Origin of the sequence: Streptomyces monomycini (genome assembly GCF_022271435.1) — a bacterium.
Lineage (GTDB): Bacteria > Actinomycetota > Actinomycetes > Streptomycetales > Streptomycetaceae > Streptomyces > Streptomyces monomycini.
In genome coordinates this window covers 39371-54365 of the sequence record NZ_JAFIQY010000013.1, presented here as the reverse complement: position 1 = coordinate 54365, position 14995 = coordinate 39371, and the positions used below count along the sequence as shown (strand labels likewise).

Genomic DNA, 14995 nt, shown 5'->3' with positions numbered 1-14995 from the left:
CGCCCTGCCGCCGTGCCGCGGCGGGCGGCCGGACCGGTGCCCCTGGGGAGCCGCGATACGGCCGGCCGACGGATCTTATTCTGGTGTCTTTCGCTGAAGCGGCGGAGGCGGAACCCGCTGCCCCCGCCGGACACGAGTCTGCGAGGAGTTCGTCCCGATGAAGCGCCTGCGTACCAGTACCGCGGCCGTCGCCGCGGTGAGCCTGATGGCGATGGGGCTCGCGGCCGGCTGCGGCAGCAAGGACCGGGACGAGGTCGACGCCTCCCATGTGCCGCAGCTGCGGCAGCAGGCGCGCGAGGCGAGCAGCGGGACCGCCAAGGTCGTCCGGCCCACGGGGCCGCGTTCGCACTTCGTGACGCAGCGCACCACGGGCGACGACGGGACGAAGATAGTCAAGACCCGGTGGCACGGCGCGAAATCCGGGTTCAGCGGCGACATCTGGTCCTGGGTGCCGCCGCAGTACAACCAGCCCCAGTACGCCAAGAGCGCCTTCCCGGTCCTGATAGCACTGCCCGGTTCGTACGGGTATCCGGACAACTACTGGATCGGCGGTGACTTCAGGCTGGAGGAGAAGATCGCCGAGTGGTCGCAGTCGGGCAAGACGCTGCCGTTCATCCTGGTGATGCCGGTCCTGAACCCGAAGAAGAAGTACCACGACGGCAGTGACATACCCGGGCAGCCGAAGATGGGCACCTGGCTGACCGAGGACGTCCCGGCCTTCGCCCGCGCGAACTACCGCACGTACGACAGCCGCGACGGATGGGCGTTCATGGGCTCCTCCTCGGGCGGCTTCGCGGGGCTGAAGGCCGTGCTGAAGCATCCGGCGAAGTTCAAGGCGGTCATCGCGAACGGCCCGGACACGGTGCCGGACTCGCCGATGTGGAACGGGCACCCCGCCGAGAAGCGCGCCAACGACCCGCGCCGGCTGGCCGAGCAGCTCAAGTCCCGCGGCGGCCCGGACGTCTACCTCGCCTTCGAGCTGGGCTCGAAGGAGGAGGCGGTGCCGTACGTGAAGAAGTTCATCCGGGAGCACACCGGCGGCCCGGTCCACCACACGCTGTTCGAGATCCCCGACGGCAGGCACAGCGGCCACACGTACATCCAGCGCATGCCGGAGTCGCTGCACTGGATCAGTGAGCAGATGCTCGGTCCCGTGCCGATGGAGGCCCGGCCGAAGTCCTGAACCGGGCCGGCCCCGTCCGACGGCGGCTTGGCGTACGCGCCTCGCTTCCCCTCCCTTCTGCGCCGGGTTGATCCGGTGGTTCCGGGCGACACGGCCTGCCGGTCGATGCCGGTGATGGCCGCGCCCCGGGTGCCGGCAACCCGTGTCGGCGTACGCGGAGTCGGTGGCAGGCATACCCGTGCGACGTCGCTCGCCGACTGTGGCTACAGTGATCTCGCGCGGTCAACCATCCCTTTTCCGCAAAGTCTTGGAATGGTGATGGCATTAATTCGTATATGGGGCGCCAAGTGGTTGCAGGGCGTCCCTATACGGACAACGGGGTCACGGGAGGGCCTGATGGGTGATGGCTACGACGTCGAGAGCGCTGCTCTGCGCCGGTATGCCAATGCGGTGGACGAGGCGGCGGGCCGGGTCGAGAAGATCCGTAACCGGGCCCGCGGTCTGGAACTGTCCAGTGGGGTTTTCGGGATGCTCTCCGAGTCCGACGGCCTCAAGGCGGACTACGACAAGCAGTCCGAGGAAGCCGTCAGCGATCTCCATGACGTCAAGGAGTCCCTGGGGGTCATCGCCGACGGCATGCGGCTGGCGGCCGACGGCTACGACACCAACGAGGACGACCAGGTCCGGCTCATGGGCGGTGGTCAGGCATGAGCCAGGTACTGGAACGCATCGGGTTCGACGTCGACTGGAGCAACCCGCTGGCGGGCGCGCTCGACTCCACGATCCGCGGCGCCGTCAAGAGCCTCGGACTCGACGAGTACCTGGAGAAGGTCAGCGGTGACAACGAGAAGCTGATCGCCACCGCCCGCGAGTGGCGGACCGCCGCCTCCGAGATGCAGGGCGTCGTCGACGACCTCCAGGCCGAGCGCCGGACGCTGCAGGCGTCCTGGACGGGGCAGGCGTCCACCGCCTTCGGCACGACCATGACCGAGTTCGAGCAGGCCTTGAAGGGTGAGGCCGAGGACATGATCACGGTCGCCGAACTCCTGGAGATGGCGGCGGAGGCCTGCACCGAGGCCGAGGAGACGATGATCGAGCTGATCACCGAGATCGTCGAGGCGCTGCTGGTGGCCGCCGCGACGGCGGCGATCGTCGCGATCCTCACGGCCGGCGTCGGCGCGGCCATCGGCCCGCTGATCGGGGCCGCGGGGGCCACGCACCGGGCCTTGAAGGCCGTACGGATCACCGCCAAGCTGGCGGACAAGCTCAAGGACCTCGCCGACCGGATGCGCGCCCTGCAGAAGCTGCGGAGGGCACGCATCAAGGCCAAGGCGCTGTGGCGCAACAAGAACGCCCGCAAGAACATCAGCAGGGGAGTCAAGCAGGTCGTCAAGCGGGCCGCGGGAGCCAAGGCCGCCGGGGCCGTCATCGACGCGGCGCCGCTCGCCGACAGCGTCATCGAGCACCACACCGGCGTGGACGTCGGCGAGAAGGTCGGCCAGTGGACCGACAAGGGCGAGGCCGCGCTCCATGACGCGACCGGTCTCAAGTGGGTCCAGGTCGGCGACCACCGGTGGGACGTGGAGCACCAGGACGCGGGCAAGCCGCCGCCGCCCACGGAGCAGCAGAAGCAGTACGCCGACCGCCCCGACCCCAAGAGCTTCGACGAGCGGCTGGCCGAGGCGGCTCCGCGGGCGGCCAAGCCCGTACGCGAGGTGTTCGGATGAGTCTGCGTGTCGCGTTGGGCAGGGTCCCGTACAAGGAAGCCAGGGAGCGGGCCGGCGAAGCGCTGCCGGGTGACGAGCGGCTCGTACAGAACGAAGTGGCCTTCCCCGGGCACCGGTTGCCCAAGCCGCGCCGGTGGAACCGCCCCCGCGTCCTGGCGGGCCGCCGCCTGCCGGGCGACCGCTGGGAGGGCGCCAAGCGGGTCTTCTGGCTGGTCGACGCCATCATCCAGCCGATCCCTGACCTCTTCGGCGCCCGGCGCAAGAAGGGCAAGCCTTTGAAGGGCGGCTGGGGAAGTCTGGCGGGCCAACTGGCCACCGCCCTGTGGCCCCGCGTACCGACCACCGACGCGCTGCCCGTACTCCAGCTCACCGACCGCCACCTGCACGTCACCTATGTGCAGCGCGGCCGCCGCCGCGGCGAACTCGGCGCGGTCGAGGCAGGCTGGAGCACACCCGCGTCCCAGGTGGCATGGATCCGGCACCGTACGGACATCGACGCGGACACCTACGAAATCGGCTTCACGGACGAATCCTGGGCCCGGGTGGAGTTGCGCAGCCAGCACGCCGTGTATTTCGTGGAGTGTTTTCCGCGGGGCGGCTGAGAAGGCCGGGCGGGCGCCTGGTTCCGGTTTCGTGACGGGTTCCGGGCGCCGCGTCCGGCGGACGCCCGGTTCCGTCGCCGTACTTGTACGGAGGAAATGCGGGGCGGCGTGACGGTCAGTCGGACACGGCGACGACCGCGATGAGGAAGGCAAAGGCGAGCAGCGGAATCCCGCCCACGACGGCGGCCACGAGGAGCACGCCCTTCATCGCCTTCTCCGTCGCTTGCCGGTGGGCAGGGGCGGGGGCCGGGGAAAACTCTTTGTCGAGGGACACGCAGTCATCGTGTCGGTCACGGGGGCGCCAGGCCATCCGTATGCGTACTCATGTGGGGACACCGTCCTCAACGGCGCGCGCATCGGCGCCGGGTCGCTGGTCGCCGGTGCGCGCGCCGAGGCCAGGCGCGAGCTGACCGAGGAGGAGCGGGGCGGCATCCGGCTCAACGCCACGGTGTACGTCGAACCGGCGAAGAGCCACCGTGCGGCGGCCGAGGACCGGTAGCGGCCCCTGAGAGGTCTCCGCGTCCGGTGGCCGGGTGCGGAGGCGCCGCCGATCATCGGGGCATGGCTCCGTCCTCCGCGCTGTCCGTTCTGCGGCCCATGCTGGCCACCCCCGGGCCGCTGCCCGCTCCCGGGGAGGAGCGGGAGTGGGCGTTCGAGGCGAAGTGGGACGGGGCACGGTGCCTGGCCGACGCGCCGGGCGACGGGACGTTGCGGCTGGTCACCCGGGCGGGCAACGACGCGACCGCGACCTATCCCGAGCTGGCGCCGCTCGGTGAACGGCTGCGGGACCGGCCGGCGGTCCTCGACGGCGAGGTGGTGGTCCTGGACGCCGGAGGGCGGCCGGACTTCGGGCTGCTCCAGCGCCGGATGGGCGTCACGAGCCGGCGCCGCGCGGCCGCGCTGGCCGGGGAGCATCCGGTCCACCTCGTCCTGTTCGACGTGCTGCGTCTCGACGGGCGGCCGTTGCTGGAACTCCCGTACGTGGACCGCCGCGACGTCCTGGCCGGGCTCGGGCTCGACGACGGGCCGCACTGGTCGGTCCCCTCGTACGTGACGGGCCACGCGCGGGCGACCTGGGAGGCGACCCTGGACGCCGGCTTCGAGGGGGTCGTCGCCAAACGGCTGACGTCCCGCTACGCCCCCGGTGTCCGCTCGTCCGAATGGCGCAAGACGAAACACCTGGTCACCCTTGACGTGGTCATCGGCGGCTGGACGGAGGGCCGCGGCGGCCTCGCCGGGCTGCCCGGCGCCGTACTGGCGGGGGTGGACGAGCCCGGCGGGCTGCGGTATGTGGGCTCCGTGGGGTCGGGGCTCTCCGGCCGTGAGCGCCGGGAACTCGCCGGATACCTGGATGTCGTACGGCGGGACACCTCACCCTTCGAGAACGCGGTCGACGTGCCGGGCGCCCACTGGGCGGAACCGCGGCTCGTCGCCGAGGTCACCGCCTCCGGCTGGACCTCGGCCGACCGCCTCCGGCAGCCGACCTGGCACCGGCTGCGTCCGGATCTCACCCGGCTGGACTGACGAGGGCCGGCTGCCCGCGTACCGCCCTCGACGGCCGGTCGTACCGTCCTGGAGCGGCGTGCGTCGTGGTGCGGGGGCGTGCCACGGACCGGGCGGGCGTCAGCAGCAATCGCAGCAGCACGGCAGGGGAAGTCAGCACGAGGAGTGCGTCCGCGCAAGTCGTCGCAAGGGCTTTCGGGTTGGGGCGGAAGCGGGTCGGTGATCGGGGGCACCGCGCCGGCCTGGCGTTTTTCCGTCCGGTGGGTGCCGGGGACGGCGGGCGCGAAAAGTGCCGCGCGGGGGACCGGTGGAGTGGTGACCCCCGGCCGGTGGTTTGCCGTGTCGCCGTGGGGTGACCCGACAGACGACGTAAAGCTCCAGCCAGCGTGTACGACCGGCAAGGAAGGGAGCGGCCATGCCCTTGCTCGCCGCCCTCTGGCCTCTGGCGATGCTCGGACTCGTGATCGCCCTGGGCCGGTACGAAGACGCCCTGCTCCGACCCCGTAAGCCGCACCGGCCGCCCCCGGCCGAGTCGCCGGACGCGGCCACCCGCGGTCGGCAGCACCGCAGGCCGGGCCCGTACGGCCGGGCCGCCTCCATCGACCGTTACCGGCACTCCTCGCCCCTGGACAGGCTGCCCGCCCATCCGCTGGTCCTCCGGACCGGCGCGCCCCAGCGGCTTCCTCGGCGCCACGGGCACGGGCCGTCCTCCTGACCTCTCCTGACCGGGGAGCCGGTGGGCGGGGTCAGGAGGACGGAGGAGGCCCAGCGGGTGGCCGGGAGCGAGGAGCGGCGCCGGCGGCTGTGGTCTCAACCGGCCCGGCGCCTGCCTTCCGGCGGCCGCTTGCGGAAGGCTGGGGGACGGGTAACTCACCGGACCAGTCGGTAAACACCCCATTTGTGTGACGGCCGGGACGAGGGGGTCGTACCGTCACACGACGGAGGTGGAGGACACACCGCGGGAGAGGACACACCGCGGTAGGGCGAGGGCGGGTGTACCGCGGTAGGGCGCGGGCGGGCGCACCGCGAAAGGATTACGCCGCGGCGAGCGCGTCCGCCAGCGAGCTGTGCAGTGGGATGGTGCGGTGCACCCCGGTGAGCCGGAACGCTTTGCGGACCATGGGGCGGTCCGCGGCCACGCTCAGCGTCACGCCGCGCTCCCGCGCGGTCCGCTGGCAGCGCAGCAGGGTCCGCAGTCCGGCCACGGTGATGATGGGCGCGCGCAGGTCGATGACGACCCCGGTGGCCTCGGGTTCGCGCAGCAGACCCTGGAGGCCGGCGGCGACCTGGCCGGTGTTGGCGATGTCGATGATCTCGGGGACCTCGATCACGAGGCGGTCGGCGATGCGGTAGTTCGACAAGTACATGATGACTCCGGCACGGGGCGCGGACGCCCGGTGGGGTTCGAGAACGGATGGTACGGACGTCTGCGGTCAGCCTCCCGACGCCCGGCCGAGCGACGCCCGGCCGAGCGGCAGCCGGCGCGGCACGTGCGGCGAGGTCGCGCTGCCGGACAGCGGGCCGGACCCGGTGGCTTCGTGCCGTGGCACGGGGCTCGGCCACCAGTCCTGACCGCCCTGTTCCAGATGGCGCAGCAGTACGCCTTCGCGCAGCGCCCACGGGCAGATGGTGACCTGGTCGATCCCCATGCTCTTCATCGCCTGGTACGCGACGACGGCGCCGGCCGGTGCCTGGCGGCAGCGGGCGGCCGAGATGCCCGGCAGCTCTGCCCGCTCGGCCGCGGTCAGCTGGGACACCTGCCGCACCGCTTCCCTCAGGTCCGTACGGGACAGCGTGCGCGTGACGAACGGGCCGTCACGGCCGGGCGCGGCCCCGCACAGGCGGGCCAGCTGCTGGAACATCCGGGACGTGGCCACCACGGTGTGCGGATCCTCCCAGCGGACCCGGGCCGCCACGTCCTTGAGCGAGGCGCGCACGTAGCGGCGCAGCTCGCGCAGCGCCTCGCGGCCGGGTCTGCCTCTGCCGGGCAGGAACTCGCGGGTCAGCCGTCCCGCCCCCAGCGGCAGGGAGAAGGCGAAGTCCGGCAGGGCACCGCGGCCGAAAGCGACCTCCAGGGAACCCCCGCCGATGTCCAGCAACGCCATCGGACCGGCCTGCAGCCCGACCCAGCGCCGCGCCGCCCGGAACGTCAGCTCCGCCTCCACCTCACCGGGCAGCACGGCCAGCCGCATCCCGCTCCCGGCACGCACCGTCTCCAGCACCTCGTCGCGGTTGGCGGCGTCCCGTACCACCGCCGTGGCGTACGCGAACAGCCGGTCGCAGCGCCACCGGCCCGCCTGCTCCCGGGCCTGCGCCACCGCCTCCGCCAGCCGCCGTGCCGCCTTCGGGGGCACCGTTCCGTCCACGGCCACCTGCTCGGCCAGGTGGACCGGGCCCTTCAGGGAGTGCGCGGGCAACGGCACGCCGCCGACGACTTCGCTGATGAGCAGATGTACGGAGTTCGACCCGGCGTCGAGGACGGCTAAGCGCATGTCGGTGCGGGTACCCCTTCCGGCCTGTTTCAGCGCCCTGGTCCCAGCCAGATGACGGCGCCCCGGCGCGGGACGCGGATCCCGCGCCTCGGTGCACGCCCGCGCTCCTGCCGGGAGCTTGTACGGCCGGTTCCGGGATACCCGGGGGCATGTCCGGGGTGGCCCGTTCGCCCCACGAGCGACGGCCGCCGGAGCGGCCTGTCGAAGGGAGCGTCCGCCATGTCAGCGTCCGACCGGGAAGAAGCGCTGCTCGCCGCCTTGCTCGAACTGGCCGACCCGGCCGCGGGCCGGGACACGACCGCGCTTGTGGAGCGGCTCGCCGAGTTCTGCGTAGGGCTCCCGGGGGTGCAGGCGGGCGGTGTACTGATGGCGCGCGACCGGCAGCCCGCGCTGGCGGTGGGATTCGGGGCCGGGGCCGCACGGCTGGAGCGCGTCGAGGTCGCGCTCGACGAGGGGCCCTGCCGGGACGCCTGGCGTACGGGGCGGAGGCTCACCGACGTACCGCTGGGCCACCCGGACTACCGGGCCCGCTGGCCGCGCTTCACCACCCAGGCGCTGGACAGGGGCTTCAGCGCGGCCACCGCCCTGCCGGTGCGCTACCGGAACCGGCGGCTGGGTTCCCTCAACTTCTTCCACCAGTACCGGGCGCTGTCGCGCAGAGAGATCGCGACCGGGCAGGCGCTGGCCGACGCGGTGGCCATCGGACTGGCGTACCGCAAGGACGTGCGCGAGCTCAAGGCCCTGGCCGGGCAGCTCCAGACCGCCCTGGACAGCAGGGTACTCATCGAACAGGCCAAGGGCGCGCTCGCCGAGCGCCAGGACCGTACCCCCGACGACGCGTTCCGGGTGATGCGCAGCTACGCCCGCTCCCACCAGCGCAAGCTGACCGAGGTCGCCCGGCAGGTCATCGGCGGGCCGGCCGCATCCGGCCCGTTCGCCCGGTCCGTACCCCGCTGACCGGCACCGACGTACCCGGGCCGGTCTCCCGGGCACCTGCCCGCCCCCGTTCGCTCTCGGCTTCGGCCTGTTTCGCGAAAGGGCCAACGGGCACTCCGTACCGCATGGCACGGACGGGGTGGGACGTGCGGGGCGGGAACGGAAAGAAATCGGTGAGTCCTGGAGGCAGAAAAGCAATGGATCACGGTACGAACAAGGCCGGCCCGGCCCGGGACGACATGATGAAGAAGGAGCTCCAGGGCGAATTGAAGGCCGACCGCGCTCTGCGCGCCGAAGAGGACCACGAACTGGAGCCCTCGGGAGAGGACCAGCCCGAGGTGAGCCGGACCGCCGGTGGCCCCGCGCCGGGCAGCGTCCCGGACGGAATGACGCCGGAGGCCGTGGAAATCCGTACCGAAATGGCCCAGCACCTGCGCCGGAGTCTGTATCCGGCCGACCGCGACACCATCGTCAGCACGCTACGGGAGAACAACGCCCCGGACCGTCTGGTCGCACTGGCCCAGCGCCTTCCGGAGAACGAGCGGTACGAGAACGCACAGCGCATCGTGGAATCACTGGGGCTCGGCAGGTAACAGGACACCGCGACCACGAGAGAACCCGAACAACCGTCACCGACGGTTACCGTCGTCGCCGGAGAACGCCCGGCACGGCGGGTCGTGACGAGAGGCCCGCCGCGGGCGAGGAACCGGCACCGCGCTGGAAAGAGAGCTGTCATGTCCGATGAAGCGATGGGCGACGAGGTGTACCAGCCGTCCGCGTCCGACAACCAGGGAACGTCCGACGAACTCGACATGGAAGACGCTCTCGACGAGCCGGACTACGACGAGATGCTGGACCAGGGCTACTCGCCCCCCGAAAAGCCGCTGGCGGTGAATCACAAGGGCACCACCGCCAATGAGCAGCGCGAGGGTGAGAGCCTCGACGAACGGCTCGCAGAAGAGGTACCGGACGTCGAACCGCCGGCCGGCGACGGCATCGGCGACCAGCAGGACGCCGAGGGCGAGCCGATGGACGGCCAGGTGGGTGACGAGCGCGCCGGCCGGATGACCGGCACCGACGAGGGTGACGCGCTGCGGCTGCGCAACGACGAGATCGGTCGTGACGTGGGGATCGACGGCGGGGCGGCGTCGGCGGAGGAGGCCGCGGTGCACATCGTCGACGATCCCGACCTTTCGCGCTGAGCGGCCGCCCCGTCCCGGCGGGCAGCGGGAGCGGCGGGTCAGGAAGCCTTGGCACGCCCGCGTCCGCCGGACAGGGCCTCCAGCAGCTCGGCACGCGTCATCGAGGACCGGCCGTGGACGCCGGCCTCGGTGGCGCGTTCGTAGAGTTCGGCCTTGCCGAGCTGCGACAGATCGGCGGCGGACGTCCGGCGCGCAGCCTGCCCGCCGGATTTCGCGTCTCCCTTTCTTTCCTTTCCGGCCGCCGGTTTCTTCCCCCGCGCCCGCCCTGTTCCCTTCCGCTGTGCGGACCCCCTGGCCGAATCGACGCTCGCCTGCAAGGCGCTCATCAGATCCACGACATTCGTGGACTCCGGCGCTTCCCGGGCCTTCTCCACCGTCTCGCCCTTGCGCTTGGCCTCGATGAGCGCGCGTACTTTTTCCTGGTACGTGTCGTGGTACTCCTCGGGACGCCACTCGGTGCTCAGCGCCTCGATGAGCTGGACCGCGGTCTTCAGCTCCCGCTCCGGAATCTTCGTCCGTTCCGGCAGGTCGCCGATCTCGTCGTGTGGGTCACGGATCTCGTCCGCCCAGTGCAGGGTGTGCAGGACCAGGATGTCGCCCTCCGCCTGCACCGCGACGAGATATTCACGGTTACGCATGACGAAGGTGGCGATACCCGCCTTGCGGGATTCCTTCAGCGCCTTGTGCAGCAGGGCGTAGACCTTGCCGTGGTCCTTGCCTCGCGGGCCGAGGTAATAGGTGGTGGCGAAATGGACCGGGTCTACCTCGTCGAGGTCCACGAAACCGCTGATCTCCAGCGCCTTGGAGCGGCCGGGAGCGATGTCGTCCAGTTCGTCCGGCTCGATCAGTACGTACGCGTCACCGGCGTCGACGCCTTTGACGATCTCCTCGGCGGGCACCTCTTTCCCGGTGCGCTCATTGACCCGTCTGTTGCGGATGCGGTCGGACGTGCCGCGCTGGATCTGGTGGAAATGCACGGTGTGGCTCTCGGTCGCCGCGTACATCCGCACCGGCAGACTGACCAGCCCGAAGGACAGGGAACCGCTCCACATGGCTCGTGCCATGGCCTGCACCACCTCCGTGACCATCGCACGCCGGTTACCGGCCCGGCGCATCCCGGCAGCGGCACCTGGAGCGAAAAGCGGCCGGAACAGGGGAAAGCCGTCACGTGTTCGCGACGGCAGGGCGGGTACCGGCACAGACACATCAGCACGTGGAGGTATCGACAATGACCGGGAACGACCAGCGCAATCCCGTGGACGAGCACCCGAAGCCGGAATTCCCCCAGCAGGACCAGCCGCATCCCGGCGCGACGGAGGACATGACGCCGCGGCCCGACCACGGCGAGACGTCGTACGAGGGCTCCGGGCGGCTGCGGGACCGCCGTACGCTGATCACCGGCGGTGACTCGGGCATCGGACGTGCGGTCGCGCTCGCCTTCGCCCGTGAAGGGGCGGACGTCGCCTTCACCTATCTGGAGGAAGAGGAGAAGGACGCGAAGGAAACCGTCCGGCTCGTCGAAGAAGCGGGACAGCGGGCGCTCGCGGTCTCGTGCGACATTCGCGCGGAGGAGCAGTGCCGCGCTCTGGTGGACCGGGTGGTGAAGGAATTCGGCCGCATCGACGTCCTGGTCAACAACGCGGCTTACCAGATGGCGCAGTCCGAGGGAATCGAGGGCATTTCCACGGAGCAGTTCGACCGGGTGCTGCGCACCAATGTCTACGGCATGTTCTGGCTCTCCAAGATGTCGCTGCCGCACATTCCCGAGGGCGGCAGCATCATCAACACGACGTCCGTGCAGGCGTACCAGCCGAGCCCGCAACTGCTCGACTACGCGACCACCAAGGGCGCCATCGTCACCTTCACCCACGCGCTGGCCGGCGACCTCGCCCAGCGCGGCATCCGCGTCAACGCGGTGGCCCCGGGACCGGTGTGGACCCCGCTGATTCCCTCGACGCTGCCGGACACCACCGAGTTCGGCAAGCAGAGCCCGCTGGGGCGAGCGGCTCAGCCCGTGGAGATGGCGCCCGCGTACGTCTTCCTCGCGTCCCAGCAGGCCAGTTACATCACTTCGGAGATCGTCAACGCGACCGGCGGCACACCGCTGCCGTAGCCGTGTCCGGCCCGCATTGCCAAGGAGGTTCCCATGTCCGGCGCCGTCGGACCGCAGACCGTCGTCATCACCGGCGCCAGCGCCGGAATCGGCCGCGCGACCGCCCGGCTCTTCGCCGCGCAGGGCGCGAACGTCGCCCTGGTCGCCCGCGGCCGTACCGGACTCGACGCCGCCGCGGCCGAGGTCGAGGAGCGGGTCGGCCGGGCGCTGGTGCTGCCCACCGACGTGGCCGACGCGGACCAGGTCGAAGCGGCGGCCCAGGCCGCGGAGGACGCCTTCGGGCCGATCGACGTATGGGTCAACGACGCCTTCAGCACGGTGTTCGCGCCGTTCACCGAGGTCGACGCGGAGGAGTACCGGCGCGCCACCGAGGTGACGTACCTCGGATTTGTCAACGGCACGCGGGCCGCGCTGCGGCGGATGCTGCCGCGGGACGCGGGCGCGATCGTGCAGGTCGGCTCCGCCCTCGGCTTCCGCTCCGTACCGCTTCAGTCGGTGTACTGCGGCGCCAAGCACGCCATCAACGGCTTCACGTCCAGCGTCCGCACCGAACTGCTGCACCAGGGGAGCCGGGTCGCGGTCACCGTCGTCCAGATGCCGGCCGTCAACACGCCGCAGTTCGACTGGGTGCTGTCCCGGCTGCCGAAGACTCCCCGGCCGGTCGCTCCGGTCTACCAGCCGGAGGTCGCCGCCCGGGCCGTGCTGCACGCGGCGGCGCATCCGCGGCGCAAGCAGTACTACGTCGGTCTTTCCACGGTGGCGACCATCCTGGGCAACCGGATCGCGCCCGCCCTTCTGGACCGCTTTCTCGCCCGTACGGGGTACGCCTCCCAGCAGACGGACCAGCGGGCGCCGGCGCACCGGCCGGCGAACCTGTGGCAGCCGGCGGACGGCCCCGACGGCGTCGATCACGGCGCGCACGGTGTCTTCGACGACAGTTCCCACCCGCACTCGCCCCAGGCGGCCCTCGCGCGGCACCCCGTACTCGTGGCGGCTGCCTCGGCCGCGGCGGGAGCGGCGGTGGGCGCCGTACTGGGGCCCGTACGACGCGGCAGGCGCGGCAGGTAGGGGTACCGGCGGGGCGGCCACCGGTCCTCAGGAGGACGAGGACGGCGGGTAGGAGTACTGGCGCAGCAGCCGCACCAGGTGTACGGCGTTCACGGCGAGGGTGCGCGTCGTGGCGGCCACGTTCTCGGGCCGCTCGTCCAGGTCCTGGTAGTCGGTGCCGTGCTGCGCCTCGCCCACCCAGTACGTGACCGCGTTGGGTGCCAGGGAGACGCCGAGGTCGTTGAGGCCCTGGAAGAGGTCGGCGCTCACCTTGTGCGCGCCGTCCTCGTTGCCGACGACGGCCACGGCGCCGACCTTGCCGTACATCAGCTGCCGCCCCTGCTCGTCCGTCTCGGCGATGTCGGCGTTCATCCGCTCCAGCACCCGCTGGCACAGGCTGGACGGGTGACCGAGCCAGATCGGGGTCGCCAGCAGCACGATGTCGGCCGCCAGCAGCTTCTCGCGCAAGCCCGGCCAGGCGTCGCCGTCGCCCATGTCGGTGGCGACGCCGGGACGGATGTCGTGGTCGGCGACGCGTACCGACTCGCACTGCACCCCGAGCCCGCCCAGTTCGGCCAGCACCTGGTCCGCCAGCAGCTGGCTGCTGGAGTCGGTGGGGGACGGGTTCAGGGTGCAGACGAACGCCAGGGCGCGGATCACGGCAGCTCCTCGGAAATCGACAGGGTGTGAGCACACCGTGGTGCTCCTGTCACCTGTGGTGTGGACCGTACCCCGGGTGCCCGTGCCCCGCCGTTCGACACGGAGCGGCCGTACGGCGTGGCACGGACGGGTTCACCTGTCGCGCGCGTACCGGCGCCGGGCCCAGACGGGCAGTGCGAACCAGCACAGCAGGAACCACGCGACCAGGCCCGAGACGATCCACGGGACGGCGCTGTCGTGCAGCGCGACGCGCAGGATGAGCAGGAACGCCGAGATGATCGTGGCGAGCAGCAGCACGATGCCGACGATGGTCAGCCGGGACGCCCAGGTGACCGTCTGCGCCTTCAGGTGCAGCCCGGTCACGAGCCGGTGGAAGGCGACCGGTCCGATGAGGGCGCCGTTGGCGGCCGCGCCCAGGCACAGCGTGACCACGTAGATCGCCCTGTCGACCGGTTCGAGGGAGGCGAAGCGGGGGGTGAAGACGACGGTGAGCAGGAAGCCGAAGAGGATCTGCACGCCGGTCTGGGCCACCCGGACCTCTTGCAGCAGCTCGTTCCACCGCCGGTCGGCCCGTTCCTCGGCGGACTCGCGACGGCCGTCGACGGCCTGCGCGGCGGGTTCCATGTCCCAACGATAGGCGGGCCGCCGGGCACTGTCCCGTCGGCGCCCGGCGACGGCGGGCCGAGGCGCCGCCGCGCCGGTGGGGTGAAGATCACAGGGCGCGGCGGGGCGGCCGGCACACCGGCCTGAGTACGGTGAGCGGGTGCCGAAGAAGAACGTGTTCTCATCCGTGGCGGCGTGGCGCCGCCGGACGGTGTCCCGCGCGGTGCACCGCGGGGCGCGCTGGGTACGGGAGGCGGGCGCCGTCACCGCCGAACGCCCGGGGCCGTACCGTTTCCGCAGCCTGGGGGACGGGGCCCGGCTGGCCTTCCCGCAGGGCACCGTCTTCGGCGACCCGTGGATCGAGATCGGCGCGTACTGCATCATCGCCCAGGACGTGACGCTGACCGCCGGGATGATGCCCGACCTCGACCTCGGCGCCGACCCGATCCTCACCCTCGGCAACGGCGTGGTCCTGGGCCGCGGCAGCCATGTGATCGCCGACGTCCGGCTGGCCATCGGCGACGACTGCTTCTTCGGGCCCGGCGTGTACGTCACGACCACCAACCACAGCTACGACGACCCCGAACTGCCGGTCGGCAAGCAGTGGCCGCGCAGCGAGCCCGTCTCGATCGGCCCGGGCAGCTGGGTGGGGACCGGGGCGGTGATACTGCCGGGCGCCCGGCTGGGCCGCAACGTGGTGGTCGCGGCCGGAGCGGTCGTACGGGGCGAGGTGCCCGACCACGCGGTGGTGGCCGGGGCGCCCGCCAAGGTGGTCCGCTCCTGGGACCCGGAGGCGGGGTGGCAGCCGCCGCTGCGCACCCCGGCGCCGGTGCCGGTGCCCGAAGGGGTGACGTCCAGGGAACTGATGGCCCTGGCCGCGCTGGAGGCCGGGACGGACGGCGTGCTGCCGGAGGAGCCGGGGCACGGCGCGGCGGTGACCCGGCACGGTGCGTCGGCGCCGGGGGCGGCTGCCGACGCTTCCTGAGG

General features: G+C 71.7%; 18 protein-coding genes and 1 pseudogene. 13 read left to right on the top strand and 6 right to left on the bottom strand.

Annotated elements, in window-relative coordinates; all coding sequences use genetic code 11:
* The first annotated feature begins 157 nt into the window (after positions 1-157).
* The 4 genes from JXZ78_RS17255 to JXZ78_RS17240 all read left to right on the top strand — a co-directional run bounded on the left by JXZ78_RS17255 (position 158) and on the right by JXZ78_RS17240 (position 3452).
* Positions 158-1183: an alpha/beta hydrolase gene (locus tag JXZ78_RS17255; protein WP_030020109.1), complete on the top strand. Its 1026-nt coding sequence runs from the start codon at positions 158-160 to the stop codon at positions 1181-1183.
* Between the two features lie 336 nt (positions 1184-1519).
* A complete protein-coding gene (locus JXZ78_RS17250) occupies positions 1520-1834 on the top strand; it encodes a DUF2563 family protein (protein WP_030020108.1) in 315 nt (104 codons plus the stop codon).
* The gene (locus JXZ78_RS17245; RefSeq protein WP_030020107.1) at positions 1831-2850 is read left to right on the top strand and encodes a WXG100 family type VII secretion target; all 1020 of its coding nucleotides are present in this window, start codon (positions 1831-1833) and stop codon (positions 2848-2850) included. Before JXZ78_RS17250 ends, JXZ78_RS17245 begins: the two co-directional genes overlap by 4 nt.
* Positions 2847-3452, top strand: coding sequence for a hypothetical protein (locus JXZ78_RS17240; RefSeq protein ID WP_050502463.1), 606 nt, complete (start codon positions 2847-2849; stop codon positions 3450-3452). Before JXZ78_RS17245 ends, JXZ78_RS17240 begins: the two co-directional genes overlap by 4 nt.
* Before the next feature lie 115 nt (positions 3453-3567).
* On the opposite strand, the gene JXZ78_RS17235 is transcribed toward JXZ78_RS17240, so the two are convergent.
* A complete protein-coding gene (locus JXZ78_RS17235; protein WP_157851573.1) occupies positions 3568-3726 on the bottom strand; it encodes a hypothetical protein in 159 nt (52 codons plus the stop codon).
* Positions 3727-3780: 54 nt separating this feature from the next.
* On the opposite strand from JXZ78_RS17235, the pseudogene JXZ78_RS17230 reads away from it, so the two are divergent.
* The 3 genes and pseudogenes from JXZ78_RS17230 to JXZ78_RS17220 all read left to right on the top strand — a co-directional run.
* Positions 3781-3951, top strand: a pseudogene (locus tag JXZ78_RS17230) (gamma carbonic anhydrase family protein); the annotation flags it as partial.
* Between the two features lie 62 nt (positions 3952-4013).
* Positions 4014-4976 carry a non-homologous end-joining DNA ligase gene (ligD, locus tag JXZ78_RS17225; protein ID WP_030020104.1) on the top strand — a complete coding sequence of 321 codons (963 nt, stop codon included), beginning with the start codon at positions 4014-4016 and terminating at the stop codon, positions 4974-4976.
* Between the two features lie 394 nt (positions 4977-5370).
* The gene (locus JXZ78_RS17220; protein ID WP_030020103.1) at positions 5371-5670 is read left to right on the top strand and encodes a hypothetical protein; all 300 of its coding nucleotides are present in this window, start codon (positions 5371-5373) and stop codon (positions 5668-5670) included.
* Between the two features lie 319 nt (positions 5671-5989).
* On the opposite strand, the gene JXZ78_RS17215 is transcribed toward JXZ78_RS17220, so the two are convergent.
* Positions 5990-6322 (bottom strand): STAS domain-containing protein, encoded by a 333-nt coding sequence (locus JXZ78_RS17215; RefSeq protein WP_030020102.1) that lies wholly within the window; start codon positions 6320-6322, stop codon positions 5990-5992.
* A 66-nt stretch (positions 6323-6388) separates the two neighbouring features.
* Positions 6389-7447 (bottom strand): Ppx/GppA family phosphatase, encoded by a 1059-nt coding sequence (locus JXZ78_RS17210; RefSeq protein WP_033037714.1) that lies wholly within the window; start codon positions 7445-7447, stop codon positions 6389-6391.
* Positions 7448-7666: 219 nt separating this feature from the next.
* Here JXZ78_RS17210 and JXZ78_RS17205 point away from each other — a divergent pair, with 219 nt between their 5' ends.
* The 3 genes from JXZ78_RS17205 to JXZ78_RS17195 all read left to right on the top strand — a co-directional run bounded on the left by JXZ78_RS17205 (position 7667) and on the right by JXZ78_RS17195 (position 9585).
* Complete coding sequence (locus JXZ78_RS17205) at positions 7667-8404, top strand: GAF and ANTAR domain-containing protein (RefSeq protein ID WP_030020100.1); 738 nt, start codon at positions 7667-7669, stop codon at positions 8402-8404.
* A 176-nt stretch (positions 8405-8580) separates the two neighbouring features.
* On the top strand, positions 8581-8976 hold the full coding sequence (locus tag JXZ78_RS17200) for a DUF2795 domain-containing protein (protein ID WP_030020099.1): 396 nt from the start codon (positions 8581-8583) through the stop codon (positions 8974-8976).
* Between the two features lie 141 nt (positions 8977-9117).
* The gene (locus tag JXZ78_RS17195; protein WP_030020098.1) at positions 9118-9585 is read left to right on the top strand and encodes a DUF5709 domain-containing protein; all 468 of its coding nucleotides are present in this window, start codon (positions 9118-9120) and stop codon (positions 9583-9585) included.
* A 38-nt stretch (positions 9586-9623) separates the two neighbouring features.
* Here the strand turns inward: JXZ78_RS17195 and ku are convergent, their stop codons facing one another.
* Complete coding sequence (ku, locus tag JXZ78_RS17190; protein WP_030020097.1) at positions 9624-10649, bottom strand: non-homologous end joining protein Ku; 1026 nt, start codon at positions 10647-10649, stop codon at positions 9624-9626.
* Between the two features lie 164 nt (positions 10650-10813).
* On the opposite strand from ku, the gene JXZ78_RS17185 reads away from it, so the two are divergent.
* Both JXZ78_RS17185 and JXZ78_RS17180 read left to right on the top strand, forming a co-directional pair.
* Positions 10814-11698 (top strand): SDR family oxidoreductase, encoded by an 885-nt coding sequence (locus tag JXZ78_RS17185; RefSeq protein ID WP_030020096.1) that lies wholly within the window; start codon positions 10814-10816, stop codon positions 11696-11698.
* Positions 11699-11731: 33 nt separating this feature from the next.
* Entirely contained in the window at positions 11732-12766 is a 1035-nt protein-coding gene (locus JXZ78_RS17180) for an SDR family oxidoreductase (protein ID WP_030020095.1), read from the top strand.
* Between the two features lie 27 nt (positions 12767-12793).
* On the opposite strand, the gene JXZ78_RS17175 is transcribed toward JXZ78_RS17180, so the two are convergent.
* The gene (locus JXZ78_RS17175) at positions 12794-13402 is read right to left on the bottom strand and encodes a flavodoxin family protein (protein ID WP_030020094.1); all 609 of its coding nucleotides are present in this window, start codon (positions 13400-13402) and stop codon (positions 12794-12796) included.
* Between the two features lie 135 nt (positions 13403-13537).
* The gene (locus tag JXZ78_RS17170; protein WP_030020093.1) at positions 13538-14029 is read right to left on the bottom strand and encodes a DUF6328 family protein; all 492 of its coding nucleotides are present in this window, start codon (positions 14027-14029) and stop codon (positions 13538-13540) included.
* A gap of 139 nt (positions 14030-14168) precedes the next feature.
* Between JXZ78_RS17170 and JXZ78_RS40310 the strand changes: the two genes are divergently transcribed.
* Positions 14169-14993 (top strand): acyltransferase, encoded by an 825-nt coding sequence (locus tag JXZ78_RS40310; protein WP_078624253.1) that lies wholly within the window; start codon positions 14169-14171, stop codon positions 14991-14993.
* Positions 14994-14995 lie beyond the last annotated feature (2 nt).

Excerpts from the sequence above, each read along its gene's own strand:
- JXZ78_RS17255 (WP_030020109.1), top strand. The coding sequence starts at position 158 with ATGAAGCGCCTGCGTACCAGTACCGCGGCCGTCGCCGCGGTGAGCCTG.
- JXZ78_RS17250 (WP_030020108.1), top strand. The coding sequence starts at position 1,520 with ATGGGTGATGGCTACGACGTCGAGAGCGCTGCTCTGCGCCGGTATGCC.
- JXZ78_RS17245 (WP_030020107.1), top strand. The coding sequence starts at position 1,831 with ATGAGCCAGGTACTGGAACGCATCGGGTTCGACGTCGACTGGAGCAAC.
- JXZ78_RS17240 (WP_050502463.1), top strand. The coding sequence starts at position 2,847 with ATGAGTCTGCGTGTCGCGTTGGGCAGGGTCCCGTACAAGGAAGCCAGG.
- ligD (WP_030020104.1), top strand. The coding sequence starts at position 4,014 with ATGGCTCCGTCCTCCGCGCTGTCCGTTCTGCGGCCCATGCTGGCCACC.
- JXZ78_RS17220 (WP_030020103.1), top strand. The coding sequence starts at position 5,371 with ATGCCCTTGCTCGCCGCCCTCTGGCCTCTGGCGATGCTCGGACTCGTG.
- JXZ78_RS17215 (WP_030020102.1), bottom strand. The coding sequence starts at position 6,322 with ATGTACTTGTCGAACTACCGCATCGCCGACCGCCTCGTGATCGAGGTC.
- JXZ78_RS17210 (WP_033037714.1), bottom strand. The coding sequence starts at position 7,447 with ATGCGCTTAGCCGTCCTCGACGCCGGGTCGAACTCCGTACATCTGCTC.
- JXZ78_RS17205 (WP_030020100.1), top strand. The coding sequence starts at position 7,667 with ATGTCAGCGTCCGACCGGGAAGAAGCGCTGCTCGCCGCCTTGCTCGAA.
- JXZ78_RS17200 (WP_030020099.1), top strand. The coding sequence starts at position 8,581 with ATGGATCACGGTACGAACAAGGCCGGCCCGGCCCGGGACGACATGATG.
- JXZ78_RS17195 (WP_030020098.1), top strand. The coding sequence starts at position 9,118 with ATGTCCGATGAAGCGATGGGCGACGAGGTGTACCAGCCGTCCGCGTCC.
- ku (WP_030020097.1), bottom strand. The coding sequence starts at position 10,649 with ATGGCACGAGCCATGTGGAGCGGTTCCCTGTCCTTCGGGCTGGTCAGT.
- JXZ78_RS17185 (WP_030020096.1), top strand. The coding sequence starts at position 10,814 with ATGACCGGGAACGACCAGCGCAATCCCGTGGACGAGCACCCGAAGCCG.
- JXZ78_RS17180 (WP_030020095.1), top strand. The coding sequence starts at position 11,732 with ATGTCCGGCGCCGTCGGACCGCAGACCGTCGTCATCACCGGCGCCAGC.
- JXZ78_RS17170 (WP_030020093.1), bottom strand. The coding sequence starts at position 14,029 with ATGGAACCCGCCGCGCAGGCCGTCGACGGCCGTCGCGAGTCCGCCGAG.